Raw genomic sequence first — 13,464 nt, 5'->3', positions numbered from 1 at the left:
GGATCTCAGGGGCACTCCAGGAGAACTTGACAGCCCCCTGATCGGCGCTATGTTTAACCAGTCCGTTAATTAACAAGGTGCTGAAATGACGACTGACCAGCTGAGCCGCACGTTCGCCGCCCTCGCCGACCCGACCCGGCGCGCCATCCTCGCCCGGCTTTCGGCGGGCGAGGCGACCGTCAACGAGCTCGCCGAACCGTTCACGATGAGCCTGCCCGCGGTTTCGCGGCACCTGAAGGTGCTCGAACAGGCCGGGCTGATCACCCGCGGCCGCACGCGCCAGTGGCGGCCCTGCCGGCTGGAGGCGAAACCCCTGGAAGACGTCGCCGACTGGGTCGCGACCTACCGCCGCTTCTGGGACGGCGGGTTCGACCGCCTCGAAGACCACTTGAGGAAGCTGACCGGCGATGCCTGACCTGACCATCACGCGCTTCTTCGACGCCCCGCGCGAACTCGTCTACGCCGCCTGGACCGACCCGGACCACCTGGCGAGCTGGTTCGGTCCGCGGGGCTTCACCTGCTCCGCCGTCACCGCCGACCCGCGCCCCGGCGGCCGCTGGCGCGCCTGCATCCACTCCCCCGACGGCGAGGACCACTGGATGCACGGCGTCTACCGGGAAGCCGACGCCCCCGGCCGGCTCGTGTTCACCTTCGCCTGGGAAGCCCAGGGCCACGAGACGCTCGTGACGATCGGCTTCGCCGACCTCGGGGGCAAGACCGAGATGACCTTCACCCAGACCGGCTTCCCGACCGCCGCCGAACGCGACGGTCACGAGGAGGGCTGGACCTCCAGCTTCGAGGACCTGACCGGCTTCATCCGAGGAAAGGACGCCCGATGACCGCCACCCTGCCCGAGATCGTCTCGCCGGAGGAATGGCAGGCCGCGCGCGACGCGCTGCTCGTCCGGGAGAAGGCCCACATGAAAGCCGGCGACCGGCTCGCCGCCGAGCGCCGCCGGCTGCCGATGGTCCGCTTCGACGCGAAGTACGAGTTCGCCGGCGCCGACGGACCGGTCAGCCTGCTTGGCCTCTTCGACGGCCGCCGCCAGCTGATCGTCTACCACTTCATGCTGCACCCCGGCGACGAGGCGGGCTGCCCCGGCTGCTCCCTGATCGTCGACAACCTGCCGCACCTGGCGCACCTGCACGCCCGCGACGTCACGCTGAAGATCGTCGCGCCGGCGACGCTGCCGGAGATCGAGCGGTACCGGACGCGGATGGGCTGGGACGTGCCGTGGGTGTCGGCGCACGGCACCGGCTTCACCGAAGACTGCGGCGTCGGCACGGGCTTCGGCGTCAGCGTGTTCCTCCGCGACGGCGACGACGTCTACCGGACGTACTTCACCTCCGGCCGGGGCGGCGAGATGTTCCTGGCCTCGCACCGCTACCTCGACATCACGCCGCTGGGGCGCCAGGAAGCGTGGGAAGAGAACGGTCACGGCGACGACGCGCCGAGTTCCTGGTGGCGCCGCCACGACGAATACTGAAGATTTCCGGGCGGGAGTGTCCGGTCTTCGCCCGCGGCTCCGACCTCCCGGTGACACCCATCAGGAGGAGCGGAAATGCGCGACATCGTCTACATGGTCCACACGTCGCTCGACGGCTGCGTCGAGGGCCCGAACGGCGAGTTCGACTGGCCGGTCATGGGACCGGAGCTGTCCGGGCATTCGCAGGAGATGACCGAACGCTGCGGCGAGTTCGCCTACGGGCGGAAGGTCTGGGACATGATGGCGGGGTTCTGGCCGACCGCCGAGACGGTCTCCGACCACCCGCACGACATCGCGTTCGCCCCCGTGTGGCGGGAGACGCCGAAGATCGTGTTCTCGCGGACGCTGGAGAAGGCCGACTGGAACACGCGGGTCGTCGGGGGCGCGCTGCCCGAGGTGGTCGCGTCTCTGAAGGCCGAGCCGGGCAAGGACGTGCTGCTCATGGGCGGCGCGGAGCTGGCGGCCGCGCTGACGGCCGACGGCCTGATCGACGAGTACCTGGTGTTCGTCCACCCGGTCGTCCTGGGCGGCGGCAAGCGCCCGTTCGCCGACGGCACCGCGCGGCTCGGGTTGGAGCTGGTGGAGTCGCGCACGTTCGACGGCCGCGTGGTGCTGCTGCGCTTCCGGCGCGCCTGAGCCGGGCCGGGCCCGGGGCTTCCCCCGGGCCCTGACGGCGTCAGCGGGACTTGGCCGCCCGCAGCGCGATCCACTGGCGCATCGCGTACTCGACCAGCGTGATCAGCGTCTGCTTCGTCGACTCGCGGTCCCGGGCGTCGCAGCGGACGATCGGGATGTTCGGGTCGATCGACAGGGCCTCGCGCACGTCGTTGATGTCGTGCTCCAGCACGCCGTCGAACGTGTTGATGCCGACGATGTACGGCAGGCCCCGGTCCTCGAAGAAGTCGATCGGGGCGAACGAGTCGGCCAGCCGGCGCGTGTCGGCCAGCACGACCGCGCCGATCGCGCCGCGGACCAGGTCGTCCCACATGAACCAGAACCGCTGCTGCCCCGGCGTGCCGAACAGGTACAGGATCAGGTCCGCGTCCAGCGACACGCGGCCGAAGTCCATCGCGACCGTGGTCGTCGCCTTGCCCGGCGTGTGGTCGAGGTTGTCGACGCCGACGCTCGCGTCGGTCATCATCGCCTCGGTGGTGAGCGGCACGATCTCCGACACCGACCCGACGAAGGTCGTCTTCCCCGCTCCGAAGCCACCAGCCACCACGATCTTGGCGGATGTCATGGTCGGGGGCGCGGTGTCCCGCGGTGCCTTAAAGCCGACGGAGTCCACTCAAAACCCTTTCCATCAACACCAGATGTGCCTCGGCGCCGTCATTGCCCGTTATCGTCTTGTGCACCGTGACCAGCCCCGCGTCGGCCGCGTCGCTGATCAGCACCCGGGCCACCCCCAGCGGCACCCGCAGGGCCGACACGATCTCGGCGACCGAACGGGGGGTCCGGCACTCTTCCATGATCGAGATGCACTCGATCTGCTCCGCGGCCACCTCGGGGAAGCCACCGGTGGCAGCGTAGTCCTTCGCGGAGATCAGTGTCTCCAGCTCCAGGGCGTAGTTCGCCCGGGTGCGGCCGCCGGTCAAAGCGTAGGGCCGGACGATCGCCGTCAGGTCCTCGGGCGCGGGCGGCTGCTCGAACACCGCGGGCATGACGAACTCGCCGCTGGGCGGGCCGGGGTCGAACAGCCCGCCCGGCCTGGGACTGTCCCCGTCGGTACTGCCGGGGGGCGAGACTAAAGAGGTCACACGATCTCCTTGGTCGGCCGACGGCGCGGGCGCCGGCGGTTCCGCGGCCGCGTGCGCACCGGCGGCCGGGGGTGGCGGGGACTCCTTGCTCTTCTTGCGCTTCCGGCGGGCACGGCCGGAATCCAGCGTGAACCCGTTCAGGACGTCGGCGAACGTGCCGTCGTCCCCGCGCCCGGCGGGGTAGTGCCCCTCGGGAGGTTCGCCGTCGAATCCGGACCCCGTGCTCATCGCGCCATCATCCCACCGGTTCGCCGATCAGCGACCCCCCGGAGCCCTGAAGCTGGGCGCGCAGTTCCGGGGTGAGGATCTGACCGACGCGATCGACGAGCATGGTCATCTCGTAGGCGACCTGGCCGATGTCGCAGTTGGGGGCGGCGAGCACGGCGAGGCAGGACCCGTCGCTGATCGACATCAGCACCATGATCCCCAGCTCCATCTCGACGACGGTCTCGTTGACCGCGCCGGCCTCGAAGCACCGGGCCGCGCCCTGGGTGAGGCTGACCAGGCCGGAGGCGACCGCGGCGAGCTGGTCGGCCCGGTCGAGCGGGAGCCGGTTCGACGCGGTCAGCAGCAGGCCGTCCGCCGAGACGACCACGGCGTGCGCCACGCCGGGCACCCGCTCCGCGAAGTCGTTCACCAGCCAGCCGAACTGATTCTGCGTCGGCTGCGCGCTACTCGGCGAGGTCATTCACCCTCCAGTGTCTCGTGGTTGGTCTCGGTCGCCCGAGCGGTGCGGTGGCGCCCGCGCTCGATGCCCTGCTGGAAGCTGCGCAGGCGGCCGCGCACGTCGTGTGCGTCCCGTTGTGGTCGGGGGGCCGTGGCCCCGGTGGGCGGTCCGGCGCTGCCCGGAAGCAGCTGCTCCCCACGACGGCGCCGGGGCAATCCTGCCGAAGTGAAGGTGGCGGGTGCCGACTGGGACACCGCTTGCACCGCCCGCCAGCCCTCATCGGTCCCGAAGTTCCACTCGGCGGTGGCCTCGACGACGGTCTCTTCGCTGCGCGGAGCCGGGGTTTCGGGGGCAGGAGCGGAGCCACGTCGGGAGGGCAGGGTCGACGGCGCCGCGGCGGGCCGGCCCAGGTCGGGCAGCTGACCGGACTCCTGGAGGACGGCCGGCTGGTCCGTCCCCTCGGGGGCCGGCGCCTGACGCGTCGGCCGCGGCTGCCTGCTCGGCAACGGCCCTGGCTCCGGCCGCGCGGCGGCTTCGCCGGACTCCGGCGAAGCGGGGGGCTGGTCGGCCGGCTGTGCGGGCTGGTGGAGCGCGTTCGGCTGCGGCAGCCCGTTCGCCGAGCCGGCAGGCTGCTGCGGTGCGGCTCCCTGCTGTCCTCGCCGGGGCAGCGCGTTCGGCGCGGCCGCGGGCCGGTCCAGTTGCGGCAGCGCACCCGACTGGGAGCCCTGCGCGAACGACTCCTCCGCCGGCGCGGCCGGTGCCGACTGTGCCGAAGCCTCCGGCCGGGCCGCGGGCTGCCCGGAGGCCTGCTGGTTGGCCGCCGCCTGGCGAGCCTGCTGGCGTCCCCGGGTCACGCCCTGCTGGAAGCTGCTCAACCGCCCACGGACGTCCGCCGGGTCGCGGACCGGGAGGTCGGACCTCGCCGGGGCCGGTGCCGGGGCTGCCGGGGACGGGGTCGCGCTGCCCGGCAGCAGCTGCTCGCCGCGCCGGCGGCGGGGCAGCCCCTTCTCGGTGAACGCCGTCGGCTCCGCCTTCGTGACCGCCTGGACCGTGCGGAAGTTCTCGTCGCTGGCGAAGTCCCAGCTGCGCACCTCTTCCGCGGCGGCGGGCTCCTCCGCGGCCGCCGGCTCTTCCGGCGTCGCCGGCTTGTCCTCGCGGAACCACGCCGACAGCATCTCGTCGAAGATCGGCGTCGTCTCCGAGGGGTCCGGGGCCCGCTTGGGCGCCGGGGCGGGCTCCGGCTTCGCGGTCGCCTGGCGCCACCAGTCGCTCAACGTCGTCTCGTTGGCGGAGAACAGGTCCTTGCCCGACGGCAGGTCGCCCGCCCGCGGCGGGTCCGGCACCGGGAGCACGGCGGGCAGCGTCGGCCGCGGCGGCGGGGCGTCGTCGTCCTTCGGCAGCGGGGCGAACAGCGCCGTCCCCGAAATCTCCAGGTCCGACGGCGGGCGCTCGGCGGGGCCGTGGCCGTTCGTCAGCCCGGCGAGGTCGCTCGCCGACGGCCAGCGCTCCTCCCCCATCGCCGGCTGCTGCGGGACCACCGGCCGCGGCCGGGAGTGGCCGTTGACCTGGCGGCGCGGCAGCTGGTTGCCCGCCGCGGGGCTCGTCGGGTGCTGCTGCAGGGCGCCGATCGGGCCGGTCAGCGGGCCGTCGGTCACCGGCATCACCAGCTCCGGCGGCACGACGACCGTCGCGCGGACGCCGACGATGTCCTTGCCGCCGTGCAGCGACACCCCGATCCGGTGCCTGCTGGCCAGCCGGCCGACGACGAACAGGCCCATCCGGCGCGAGGTGGCCAGGTCGACCGACCCGGCCTCGGTCAGCCGCGTGTTCGCCTCGGCGACCTCGGCCTCGTTCATGCCGATGCCCTTGTCGAGGATGTCGACGTTGAGCGAGCCGTCCTCGCCCAGCCGCGAAGCGACCGTCACCGACGTCTCCGGCGCGGAGAACGCCGTCGCGTTGTCCAGCAGCTCGGCGACCAGGCGCATCAGGTCGCTCGCGGCGTACCCGACGATCCGGGCCGGGGGCGGCGGCTGGACCTGGACCCGCTGGTACTGCTCGATCTCCGAGACCGCGGCGCGGAGCATGTCGGTGGTGCCGACCGGCTTGCCGGACCGGCGGCCCGGCTCGGCGCCGGACAGCACCATCAGGTTCTCGTTGTTGCGCCGCATCCGGGTGGCGAGGTGGTCGAGCTGGAACAGCGTCGCGAGCTGGTCGGCGTCCTCCTCGTCGCGCTCCAGCTGCTCGATCAGCTGCAGCTGCCGCTGCACCAGGCTCTGGCTGCGCCGCGACAGGTTGACGAAGACGCTGCCGAAGCCGGTGCGCATCGCGGCCTGCTCGGTCGCCAGCCGCAGCGCCTGGTGGTGCACCTTGTCGAAGGCCCGCGCCACCTCGCCGACTTCGTCGTCGGTCCGCACCGGCACCGGCACGATGTCCGTGCCCTGCGCGCGGCCCTCCTGGATGTTGCGGACCGCTTCGGGCAGCGCGGTCTCGGCGACGTCGAGGGCGCTGCGCCGCAACGCCTTCAGCGAACGCAGCAGCTGGCGGGTGATGAGGAAGACGACCGCGACGGCGAGCACCATCGCGGCGAACAGCAGCACCGCGAGCAGGCCCGCGCCGCTGCTGGCTTCGTCGACCAGCCGCGCCGACGTCGCCGAAGCCGACGCGCCGAGCCGGTCGGCGACCTGGCTGATCTCGGTGCGCATCCCCGTGGACGCGGCGTTCCAGTCGGCCGCCGACAGGGCGCGGAAGGCGTCGTCGACCGCGTTGGGCTGCGCGTTCAGCACGGTCTCGACCATCCGGGCCCGGCTCTGCGCCTGCTTGCCCTCGGCGATCGCCGCGAAGTCGCGCTGCAGCGTGTCGCCGGCCGCGGACCGGAAGTCGACGAGCCGGTCGGCCAGCCGCAGCTCGGCGGCGCGCAGCGTGGCCAGCTCGCTCGGCGTCAGCGCGGCGCGCGCGATGCCGTAGGAGACCATCGCCTGGCTGAGCGACACCTGCTCGCCCGCGACCAGCAGCTCGTGCAGCCCGGCGGGCGTGCCGCCGAGGGTGCCGTCGCCCTCGCCCGCGGTCGCCGCGGTGTCGAGGCTGATCAGCGACCCGGTGACCCCGGAGTAGGCGGTGACGGCCTGGGCCGGGTCGAGCTGCCCGCCGTCGACCTGGCGGCGGAGGAAGCCGAGGTTGTTGACCTGCGCGGTGGCCGCGCCGGCGGCGCCGGCCACGCCGGGCTCGGCGTCGGCCGCGCGGGCCTGCGCCGCGGTGAACGGCCCGGCCGCGGCGTCCGTGGCCTTGCGGGCCGCGGCCAGCTCGGGCGTGCCGCCGACGGTGCCCTCGGTCAGCATCGCCGCGGTGACCGTGCGCTCCTGCTGCAGCGCGCCGACGAGCGCGCGCGTCTGGCCGCCCAGCGCGACGAGCCGGTCGAGCCGCTGGTACTCGTCCGAGCGGCCGACCTGCGCCGCGATCGTCGTGACGCCGAGGACCAGCGCGAGGACGATGGGGACGACGGTGACGGCCGAAAGCTTGACGGGCAGGCTCCAGTCGCGCCAGCGCACGAGGGCGCGCCACGCGTCCTTCCCCTTGGACCGCCGGGGTGCTCGGCCGAGCAGCTCCCCCACGGGCACCTGACCTTCTCCTGCAACGGTCACGTGAGTGACTCCCTGTCCGGCGTCATGGATCCGCGTCGGCGGCGCGGTGTCCCGGCTCGCGGCGGGCGGGCGGACGGCCGTGCCGCCCGCGCCCTGCCGCGTCCCCGGTCCCCTCGCTCGGCCCCGGCCGCCCGGCCGACCGCGCGCGGGCACCGTCCCGAGGTCCCGTGCAAGGGACTGTGCACGTGCACGGCGCAAGATGCGTTCTGCACGGTCGTCGAGATCAACTTTATCGGTGCCAATCGATCGCTGTGGTCAGCTGGGCCAAAGAATCGTACCCCCGGAGCCCGGCCGGTCAATTTTGTTCCCCGCCCGGGCGCTGACCTGCGAAAAGTGCTTTCCGGGCCGGGAACTGCCCTCGACATTCGACCTCGCTGCCCCCGAAGAGGGAATTCCGGTTACCGGACGCGTCTCACCCGGGCATCCGGCCGTCACCCGATTAGCCCATGCAGGGCAGCATAGTACCTCGGACGATCTACACTCTGTACCCCCATCGGGTGGGTCAAGTCTCAAGATGTGCCCGATGTTGTGGCGTTCCGCATCGACACGCCCCGACCTGGTGATTTCTTTCGAGACCGCAGCCTGACCAGTGGATCTCCCCCGCCACGCCCACTCGAGAGCGACACTCTCCGGCGCGACAGCCCGTACTTCCGCCACGCTGGGTGATCGCTTTGGACGATCGTCCAAGATGATTAACCCGTTTGCCGCAGCCTAGGCCGGACGCGACAACGTCGAGTCACAATTCTTTTCATCTTGACGGGTGATCTGCCCGTGATCACGTAGCGAAGCGGGATTCGACGCTTTCGACGGGAAAACGAATACCACCTCTTCCGCACGGGGAGATCGACCGGCCGCCTCCGGTGTCCGCCGGACGGCCTAGTTACGATGTTCGCCTCGCAGTCCGCAAGGGCGGCCCGGCACCCCTGCCAGCAGGTGTTCCGGGGCCCGCCACCACGGAGGCACTCTGCCGGAGGCACCCATGTACGACGTCGCGCGTCCCGCGGCGGGCAACCCGATGGAGGAGACCGGCCAGCTGCCGGCCCTGTTCACCGGAGACCGCCCGTCCGGCGCCCAGCACCGACGCCCCGCTCCCCCGACGGGTCCCGACTACGCCGGGATCCAGGCCAGCCCCGAGTTCGTCTCGCTGCGACGGCGGTTCCGCGCCTTCGTCTTCCCGATGAGCTTCGCCTTCTTCGCCTGGTACATGACGTACGTGCTGCTGGCGGCGTACGCCCACGACTTCATGAGCCGCAAGGTGTTCGGTCAGGTCAACGTCGGCATCGTGCTCGGCATCGGCCAGTTCGCCAGCACCGCGCTGGTCACCTGGCTCTACCTCCGCTACGCGCGCCGCCAGGTCGACCCGCGCGTCGCCGAGCTGCGGGCCCGCGCGGGCCTGCCGGAAGGGACCCGCCGATGACCGCGCTCGCCGCCGAGGGCACGCCGGCCAGCAACCCCCTCGTCAACACGGCCGTGTTCGCCCTGTTCGTGGCGATCACGCTCTACGTCGTCTACCGGGCCAGCTCCCGGAACTCCTCGACGGCCGACTACTACGCCGCGGGAAGCGCCTTCACCGGCCGCCAGAACGGCATCGCGCTCTCGGGCGACTTCCTGTCGGCCGCGTCGTTCCTCGGGATCGCCGGCGCGATCGCGATGCACGGCTACGACGGCTTCCTCTACTCGATCGGGTTCCTCGTCGCCTGGCTGGTCGACCTGCTGCTGATCGCCGAGCTGCTGCGCAACACCGGCCGGTTCACGATGGGCGACGTCCTGAGCTTCCGGATGAAGCAGCGCCCGGTCCGCGCGGCCGCGGCGACGTCGACGCTGGTCATCTCCTTCTTCTACATGCTGGCGCAGATGGCGGGCGCCGGCGGCCTGGTCGCACTGCTGCTCAACGTGCACTCCAAGCTCGGCCAAGCGCTGGTGATCGGCGTCGTCGGGCTGGTCATGGTGCTGTACGTGCTGGTCGGCGGGATGAAGGGCACCACGTGGGTGCAGATCATCAAGGCGACGATCCTGCTGCTGTGCGGCGCGCTGCTGACGGTGTTCCTGTTCGGCAAGTTCGGCTTCTCGTTCTCGAACCTGCTCTCCTCGGCGGCGGAGAACAGCCCGCTGGGCGACAAGCTCCTCGAGCCGGGCGGCTCGTACGGCAAGAACGGCACCACCAAGCTCGACTTCGTGTCGCTCGCGCTGGCGCTGGTGCTCGGCGCGGCAGCGCTGCCGCACGTGCTGATGCGCTTCTACACCGTGCCGAACTCCCGCGAAGCGCGGCGAAGCGTCGTCTGGGCGACGGCGTGCATGTTCCTCTTCTACCTGTGCACGCTGGTGATCGGCTTCGGCGCGGCGGCGCTCGTCGGCGCGGACGAGATCAAGGCCGCGCCCGGCGGGGAGAACTCGGCGGCCCCGCTGCTGGCGCTGCACGTCGGCGGGACGCTGCTGCTCGGCATCATCGCCGCGGTGGCCTTCGCGACGATCCTCGCGGTCGTGGCCGGGCTGACGATCACCGCGTCGGCGTCCTTCGCCCACGACGTCTACGCGAACATCTTCAAGCACGGCAAGGCGGAACCGGCGGACGAGGTCCGGGTGGCGCGGCTGACCGCGATCGTGGTCGGGGCGCTGGCCATCGTCGGCGGCGTGCTGGCCAACGGGCAGAACATCGCGTTCCTGGTGGCGCTGGCGTTCGCGGTGGCGGCGTCGGCGAACCTCTCGACGCTGCTGTACTCCCTGTTCTGGAAGCGGTTCAACACCACCGGCACGCTGTGGGGCATCTACGGCGGCCTGATCGCGTGCCTGGTGCTGGTGCTGTTCTCCCCGGTCGTCTCCGGTGCGCCGGACTCGATCTTCAAGAGCATCGACTTCGCCTGGTTCCCGCTGAAGAACCCGGGCCTGGTGTCGATCCCGTTCTCGTTCCTCTGCGGGTTCGTCGGCACCTTCGTCGGCCGGTCGAAGGCGGACGCGGACAAGCACGCGGAGATGGAGGTCCGGTCCCTCACCGGGATCGGCAGCTGATCCCCGCGGACGGCCTGCGTCACGCGCGCAGGCCGTCCAGGATCACGTCCAGCACGCGCTTGCCGTCCTCCGGGCTGCAGTTGCGCACGGCCATCCCGGCGCCGTGCCCGAGCCGGAGCACGTCGGGCCCCGCGACGTCGGGCCGGATCAGCCCGGCGGCCGCGTCGACCAGCACCCCGACCGCCTCGCGCAGCCGGACCTGGCAGTACTGGAAGGTCTCCGAGCCCGAGTCGATCGACTCCTTGAGGATCGTGGCGAGCTTGTGCCGCTCCACGACCCAGGTGACCTGCTCCCCCAGCCAGGCCTCGAGGGCCTCCCACGGCGGCAGCTCGTCGTGCAGGACGTACGCGCGGTCGGCGAGCGTCTCGATCTCGTCGCGGTAGACCGCTTCGAACAGCTTCTCCCGCGTCGGGAAGTGCCGGTACAGCGTGCCCGCGCCGACGCCGGCCTTCTTCGCCACGTCGTCCAGCGGCACGTCGGCCCCCTGCGCGGTGAAGAGGTCCTTCGCCGTCGCGACGATGCGTTCGTAGTTGCGCCGCGCGTCCGCGCGCATCGGACGCTCCGAGCCCGCACCCGGCATCCCGGCCTCCTCGCCACTCAACCGGAGAGATTCTCCGAATTCACTTGCGCATCCGGAGACGCTCTCCATATTATCGGATCGCACGCAAGCGGAGAAATTCTCCGCTTCGCTCTCTTACTCCTCGGGGGAGTATCTCTTGTCCCAGCAGACGATCCACCGTGCGGTCGCGCCTGCCCCGGCGCGCCGCAGCGGGCTGGTCCTGGCCATCATCCTGACCTGCCAGCTCATGCTCATCCTCGACGCGACCGTCATGAACGTCGCGTTGCCGCGCATCCAGGCCGACCTGGGGTTCACCCCCACCGGCCTGTCCTGGGTGATGACGGCCTACAGCCTCGTCTTCGGCGGCCTGCTGCTGCTCGGCGGCCGGGCGGGCGACCTGTTCGGCAGGCGCCGGATGTTCGTGGCGGGCACCGCCCTGTTCACCGTCGCGTCGCTGGCCGGCGGCCTCGCCGGCTCGGCCGCGCTGCTCATCGCCGCCCGCGTCCTGCAGGGCGTCGGCGCCGCCATGGCGGGCCCGAGCACCCTGGCGCTGGTCACGACGACGTTCACCGAAGCCAAGGCCCGCGTCCGCGCCCTGTCCCTGTTCTCCGCGATGTCCAGCGGCGGCTTCGCCATCGGCCTGATCGTCGGCGGCCTGCTCACCGAGTGGATCTCGTGGCGCGCGGCGCTGTTCATCAACGTCCCGTTCGGCCTGGCGATCGTGCTGCTGGCCCCGCGGTTCGTGCCGGAGCCCGAACGCCGGCGGGCGCACCTCGACCTGCCCGGCGCGGTCACCGGAACCCTCGGCGTCGGCTCGCTCGTGTTCGCCTTCACCCACGCCGCGTCCGACGGCTGGGGCAACCCGGTGACGCTCGGCTCGCTCGCGGCCGGCCTCGCGCTGCTGGCCGGCTTCGTCGCCATCGAGGCCCGCACGGCGATGCCGCTGGTCCCGCTGCGGCTGTTCGCCGACCGCAACCGCAGCGCGGCCTACGTCAACTTCTTCCTCGGGCCGATGGCGATGATGTCGATGTTCTTCTTCCTCACCCAGTTCATGCAGGACATCCGGCACTTCGCCGCGCTGGCCACCGGGTTCGCGTTCCTGCCGATGGCGGCGCTGATCTTCACGATGAGCCGGCTCGTGCCGCGGCTGCTCCCCCGCTACGGGCCGAAGCCCCTCTCCGTCACGGGGTCCCTGCTGATGCTGGCCGGGGTCGGCTGGCTGGCGATGCTCACCACGGACAGCTCGTACTTCCCGGCGCTGCTCGGGCCGCTGCTGCTGATGGGCTTCGGCGGCGGGTTGGCGTTCGCGCCGCTCAACGTGATCGTGATGGCCACGGTGCCGACGGAGGACGCGGGCGCCGCGGGTGGCGTGCTGCAGACGATGCAGCAGGTCGGCAGCACCCTGGGCCTCGGCGTGCTGATCACCGTGTTCGGCTCGGTGACCCGGTCGTCGGCCGCGACGGGCAACCAGCTCGTCGTCGACGGGATGACGTCGGCGTTCGCCACGGCGGCGGTGTTCGCCGCGGGCACGGTCCTGGTGGCGCTGACGTTCCGGCGGGCTACAGCTTCTGCCCGGCCTTGACCTTGTGCGTCACCCGGCGCTCGACGAGGAACGAGACGAACGGGACGCAGCCGGCCAGCAGCACCAGCACGGTGCCCTTGATCGACCAGCGGGCCTTGATCGCCAGGTCGATGGTCAGCACCAGGTAGATCATGTAGAGGACGCCGTGGATCGGCGAGTACACCGCGGACGGCGTCGGGTTGTCGAAGCCGTACCGCAGCACCATCACGAAGCACAGGCCGAGCAGGCCGACGCCGGTGACGTAGGCGGCGGTGCGGAACCGGACCAGGGGGCCGGTGAGCGGCACCGCGGTCTGCGCGGCACCTTCGGTGCTGGTGGTCATCGGGTCGTCCTTCACTCTGCGGCCTGCTGGTCGCGGGCGTTCAGCTCGCGCAGGTACCGGTTGTACGCGGCCAGCTCTTCGTCCTCGTCCGTGACCGGGGTGTCCGGGCGGGGACGGGGAGCGGGCACCTCGGCGACGGGGGCGGGCTTCGGCTTCTCGTCGGCGGTGCCGTCGGCCTCGGCCTTCAGCCGCAGCTTGCGGATCCGCCAGAACATGAAGGCGGGGAACAGCCCGAACAGCGGCCACTGCAGGACGTAGCCGAGGTTCTGGAAGGTGCCGTTCGCGGAGGTGAAGCGGTCCCACTGCCACCAGGCGAGCCCGCAGCAGACGAGCAGGCTCACCAGGCAGGTCGCGACGATCGCGATCCGCCGCCCCCAGGGGGACGCGACCGGTGGCGGAGAAGCTGGCACGCTCCGACGCTAGCACTGAGCGGCTGAGGGGTGGTGG

The 13,464-nt window shown here is 71.7% G+C and carries 14 protein-coding genes; 7 read left to right on the top strand and 7 right to left on the bottom strand.

Annotation, left to right across the window (positions count from 1 at the left end; translation table 11 throughout):
• Positions 1–85: 85 nt before the first annotated feature.
• From AB0J40_RS01455 to AB0J40_RS01440, 4 genes are all read left to right on the top strand, one after another.
• Positions 86–415 (top strand): metalloregulator ArsR/SmtB family transcription factor, encoded by a 330-nt coding sequence (locus AB0J40_RS01455; RefSeq protein WP_364445945.1) that lies wholly within the window; start codon positions 86–88, stop codon positions 413–415.
• The gene (locus AB0J40_RS01450; protein ID WP_364445943.1) at positions 408–839 is read left to right on the top strand and encodes an SRPBCC domain-containing protein; all 432 of its coding nucleotides are present in this window, start codon (positions 408–410) and stop codon (positions 837–839) included. Before AB0J40_RS01455 ends, AB0J40_RS01450 begins: the two co-directional genes overlap by 8 nt.
• Entirely contained in the window at positions 836–1,486 is a 651-nt protein-coding gene (locus AB0J40_RS01445; protein ID WP_364445941.1) for a DUF899 domain-containing protein, read from the top strand. Before AB0J40_RS01450 ends, AB0J40_RS01445 begins: the two co-directional genes overlap by 4 nt.
• A 75-nt stretch (positions 1,487–1,561) precedes the next feature.
• Positions 1,562–2,122, top strand: a complete 561-nt coding sequence (locus AB0J40_RS01440; protein ID WP_364445938.1) for a dihydrofolate reductase family protein — start codon at positions 1,562–1,564, stop codon at positions 2,120–2,122.
• 40 nt (positions 2,123–2,162) lie between these two features.
• Here AB0J40_RS01440 and AB0J40_RS01435 read toward each other — a convergent pair whose 3' ends face one another.
• Genes AB0J40_RS01435 through AB0J40_RS01420 form a run of 4 tightly spaced genes read right to left on the bottom strand, consistent with a single transcriptional unit; the run spans position 2,163 to position 7,524 of the window.
• Entirely contained in the window at positions 2,163–2,774 is a 612-nt protein-coding gene (locus AB0J40_RS01435; protein WP_257922501.1) for an ATP/GTP-binding protein, read from the bottom strand.
• The gene (locus AB0J40_RS01430; protein WP_364445936.1) at positions 2,755–3,471 is read right to left on the bottom strand and encodes a DUF742 domain-containing protein; all 717 of its coding nucleotides are present in this window, start codon (positions 3,469–3,471) and stop codon (positions 2,755–2,757) included. The genes AB0J40_RS01435 and AB0J40_RS01430 overlap by 20 nt, the downstream gene beginning before the upstream one ends.
• Before the next feature lie 7 nt (positions 3,472–3,478).
• Positions 3,479–3,931 carry a roadblock/LC7 domain-containing protein gene (locus AB0J40_RS01425; RefSeq protein ID WP_004561253.1) on the bottom strand — a complete coding sequence of 151 codons (453 nt, stop codon included), beginning with the start codon at positions 3,929–3,931 and terminating at the stop codon, positions 3,479–3,481.
• On the bottom strand, positions 3,928–7,524 hold the full coding sequence (locus AB0J40_RS01420; protein WP_364447261.1) for a nitrate- and nitrite sensing domain-containing protein: 3,597 nt from the start codon (positions 7,522–7,524) through the stop codon (positions 3,928–3,930). The genes AB0J40_RS01425 and AB0J40_RS01420 overlap by 4 nt, the downstream gene beginning before the upstream one ends.
• 1,003 nt (positions 7,525–8,527) lie before the next feature.
• Here AB0J40_RS01420 and AB0J40_RS01415 point away from each other — a divergent pair.
• Positions 8,528–8,965: a DUF485 domain-containing protein gene (locus AB0J40_RS01415; protein WP_364445935.1), complete on the top strand. Its 438-nt coding sequence runs from the start codon at positions 8,528–8,530 to the stop codon at positions 8,963–8,965.
• Complete coding sequence (locus tag AB0J40_RS01410) at positions 8,962–10,554, top strand: cation acetate symporter (RefSeq protein ID WP_364445934.1); 1,593 nt, start codon at positions 8,962–8,964, stop codon at positions 10,552–10,554. Before AB0J40_RS01415 ends, AB0J40_RS01410 begins: the two co-directional genes overlap by 4 nt.
• A gap of 19 nt (positions 10,555–10,573) precedes the next feature.
• Here the strand turns inward: AB0J40_RS01410 and AB0J40_RS01405 are convergent, their stop codons facing one another.
• A complete protein-coding gene (locus AB0J40_RS01405; RefSeq protein ID WP_364445932.1) occupies positions 10,574–11,134 on the bottom strand; it encodes a TetR/AcrR family transcriptional regulator in 561 nt (186 codons plus the stop codon).
• 136 nt (positions 11,135–11,270) lie between these two features.
• Between AB0J40_RS01405 and AB0J40_RS01400 the strand changes: the two genes are divergently transcribed.
• A complete protein-coding gene (locus AB0J40_RS01400) occupies positions 11,271–12,695 on the top strand; it encodes an MFS transporter (protein ID WP_364445931.1) in 1,425 nt (474 codons plus the stop codon).
• Here AB0J40_RS01400 and AB0J40_RS01395 read toward each other — a convergent pair.
• Positions 12,673–13,017, bottom strand: coding sequence for a DUF3817 domain-containing protein (locus AB0J40_RS01395; RefSeq protein WP_284741204.1), 345 nt, complete (start codon positions 13,015–13,017; stop codon positions 12,673–12,675). The genes AB0J40_RS01400 and AB0J40_RS01395 overlap by 23 nt on opposite strands.
• Before the next feature lie 11 nt (positions 13,018–13,028).
• Positions 13,029–13,382, bottom strand: a complete 354-nt coding sequence (locus tag AB0J40_RS01390) for a hypothetical protein (RefSeq protein WP_364447258.1) — start codon at positions 13,380–13,382, stop codon at positions 13,029–13,031.
• Positions 13,383–13,464: the final 82 nt, after the last annotated feature.

The organism is Amycolatopsis sp. NPDC049691 (assembly GCF_040675005.1).
Classification (GTDB): Bacteria; Actinomycetota; Actinomycetes; order Mycobacteriales; family Pseudonocardiaceae; genus Amycolatopsis.
Note: the sequence above shows the minus strand (reverse complement) of the source record. Positions and strands in the feature narration are given on the sequence as shown.